This window comes from Caldovatus aquaticus, assembly GCF_019458025.1.
Lineage (GTDB): Bacteria > Pseudomonadota > Alphaproteobacteria > Acetobacterales > Acetobacteraceae > Caldovatus > Caldovatus aquaticus.
In genome coordinates this window covers 1-2871 of record NZ_JAHZUY010000119.1, presented here as the reverse complement: position 1 = coordinate 2871, position 2871 = coordinate 1, and the positions used below count along the sequence as shown (strand labels likewise).

2 protein-coding genes are annotated in these 2871 nt (G+C 77.4%); both read right to left on the bottom strand.

The genetic code is table 11. From position 1 onward, the window contains the following. Window positions 1–179 precede the first annotated feature (179 nt). Entirely contained in the window at window positions 180–2051 is a 1872-nt protein-coding gene (locus tag K1J50_RS18695; protein WP_255575470.1) for a lytic transglycosylase domain-containing protein, read from the bottom strand. 150 nt (window positions 2052–2201) lie between these two features. Then, window positions 2202–2871, bottom strand: a 670-nt coding sequence (locus tag K1J50_RS18690; RefSeq protein ID WP_220119254.1) for a uracil-DNA glycosylase, incomplete at its 5' end; no start/stop codon positions are given.

The window sequence follows — 2871 nt, the reverse complement described above, 5'->3', positions numbered from 1 at the left end:
GGTTGCCTTCCCGCGCGACGCCGAACGCTACAGGCCCCGCAGCGCCATCGCGCGAACCTTCTGCCGCATCGAGGATTCCCGCGGCATCGCCACCCGATACGACAGGACCGCCCGCAACTTCCTCGCCCCCGCCTGCCTCGCCGCCGCCATCACCTACCGGGCGCGATTGAGTCCAGAGCCTAGCGCTGCGCCGCGGTCTGGATCGGGCTCCGCCGCAGCATCGCCGCGACCTCCTCCGGCCCGGCGAAGCGCGGGAACCGCCCGGCGGCGAGCGCATCCAGGCTCGGCGCCGGCAGGCCGAGGCGCGAGGCGTAGATCCAGGAGTGCGCCAGCACCCGCCGCACATAGGTCCGCGTCTCCGGGATCGGCAGCGATTCGATGAACAGGAACGGATCGTCGCGGTGCCCGTTCGCCGGCAGCCAGCGCGCCAGGTTGCCGGGGCCCGCGTTGTAGGCGGCGAGCAGGCGGATCAGGTCGCCCTGCACCGCCTCGTGCCGCGTCAGGTGGAGCAGGTAGCGCTGGCCGAGCTCGAGGCTGAGCCCGGGGTCGTGCAGCCGCCGCGCCCCGTTCCCCTCGCGCAGGCTCGGATCGCCCGCGACATAGCTCGCCGTCGCCGGCATGATCTGCATCAGCCCGCGCGCGCCGGCCGGCGAGACCGCCTCGGGATCGAAGTTCGATTCCTGGCGGGCGATGGCGTAGAGCAGCGCCGGGTCCATGCGGAAGCCGCCCGGCGGGTCGAGCCGCGGCAGCGGGAAGCGGGCGAAGTCGCGCGGCCTGCCGTCCGCGCTCTGCGCCAGCGCGGCGAGCTGCGCCGCGAGATGCGTCATCCCCGCCTGGGTGGCGACCGCGAGCATCGCCCGCGCCAGGCCCGGATTGCCCTCGGCGAGCGGCCAGAGCCGGCGCAGCTCGGCCTCGGCGCGCGCCCGCTGGCCGATCTGCAGCAGGGCGAGGGCGCGCCAGCCGCCCGCGGTCTCGGCCAGCGCCTCGGCCTCCGCCGCGCCGGCGAGCTCGCGCTCCCAGGCGAGGCCCGGGGCGAGGCCGAGGGCGCGGCGCGCGACCAGGCCGTAGAAGGTGCGTGGCTCCTGCGCGGCGAGCGCCATCCAGGGCACGTAGAGCTGCGGCCGCCGCGCCCGCACCGCGGCGCGCGCCGTCCAGAAGGCGGCGCCGGAGCGCAGCGCGGCCGGCGCGCCCTCCGCCCGCCCCGCGGCCTCGAAGTAGGGGAGCGCGAGGTCGTAGCGCCCCATCCCCCAGGCGGCGAGGCCGGCGACGAAGCCGGCCTCCGCGGCGCCATGGTCGCCGCCGCCGCGGCGCGCGACCTCCGCGGCGAGGCGGAAGGCCGCCTCGTCCTCGCCCTGCTGGAACAGGGCGAGCGCCACCTCGGCCTTGAGCAGCGCCGCGTAGGGCGGCGTCATGCCGCGCGTGTGCGCGATGTGGCGCAGCGCCTGCTGCACCCGGCCCTGGCGCGCCAGCTCGCGCACGGTGCGGTCGAGCGCCGGGTTGCGCGCCACCCCGCCACGGGCGGGCGGGACGCGCTCCTCCGGCACCACCACCTCCGCATCCGGGTCGAGCGCGCCTTCGGCCGGCGGGGGCGCCGGGGGCAGCGCCGCGCCGCGCGGCAGGCGGCGGGCGAGGAGGGCGTGGATCGCCGGCGCGTCCGGGTGGTCGCCATGGGCGGCGAGCCAGGCGCGCAGCGCCTCGGGCGCCGCGGCCGCGGGGGCGCGCAGGAAGCGGTCGGCCAGCACGTGGCCGATCAGCCGCCGGTCCTCGAGCAGCGCCGTCTCGCGCGCCGCCTGCTCCATCTCGCCATGCGCCTGGAGGTCGAAGAGGCGGGCGAGCCGCGCCGCCTGGGACGGGGCGAGCGGGCGCGGCAGGCCGCTGCCGCGCGTCGCCTCGCCGCCGGCCCCGGGCGCGACGGTGCCGAGGCTGAGACCGAGTTCGGTCGGCGCCGGGGGGGCGGTCTGGGGGCTGGCCCGTGCCGGTTGCGCGCCGGCGGGCTTCGACCCCACCCCCGCGCACAGCAGCGCACCCGCGAGGAGCGCGCCACGGGCCATGGGGCAGATCGCTCGCATGGCGACTTCGCCCCTACCGGCCGTGCCGCCCGGCTGCAACCCCGAAACGAGAGACGATGTGTCGTTTTTGAGACGTCGGACCGGGAATCAAAGGCTTGGCGCGCTCTCGCGGATCACAATGCGGAGACGATCCTATCCCGCTTCCGCATCGAGCCGCCGGCGGAGCAGCAGGAGGTCGGCCCAGGCCTCGCGCTTGGCCGCCGGATTGCGCAGCAGATAGGCGGGATGCAGGGTGGCGAGGGCCGGCACCGGCCGGTCCAGGCCGGGGACCGTCACCTCGTGCCAGCGCCCGCGCAGCCGGGTGATGCCCTCGCGCGAGCGGAGCAGCGCCTTGGCGGCGACGCCGCCGAGCAGGACGAGGCAGCGCGGCCGGACCAGCGCGATGTGGCGCAGCACGAAGGGCAGGAACAGCGCGATCTCGGCGTCGGTCGGCGTGCGGTTCCCGGGCGGGCGCCAGGGCAGGATGTTGGTGATGTAGACGTTGCGCGCCCGGTCGAGGCCGATGCTCGCCAGCATTCGGTCGAGCAGCCGCCCGGACTGGCCGACGAACGGCTTGCCGAGACGGTCCTCTTCCGCGCCCGGGGCCTCGCCGATCAGCATCACCCCGCTCTCCGGGACGCCGTCGGCGAAGACCAGGTTGGTCGCGGTCTCGCGCAGGGGGCAATCGAAATCGGCGATCGCCCGGCGCAGCTCCTCCAGGCTGCGGGCGGCGGCGGCGGCCTCGGCGGCGCGGGTGGCGGCGGGCGGGACGGGCGCGGCGGCCGCCGGCGATGCCGGAGGGGCGCGCGGGTCGCGCGCCGCC

What these genes read in the sequence shown, in the direction of transcription:
- K1J50_RS18695 (WP_255575470.1), bottom strand. Translation starts at nt 2,051, where the DNA reads ATGGCCCGTGGCGCGCTCCTCGCGGGTGCGCTGCTGTGCGCGGGGGTG.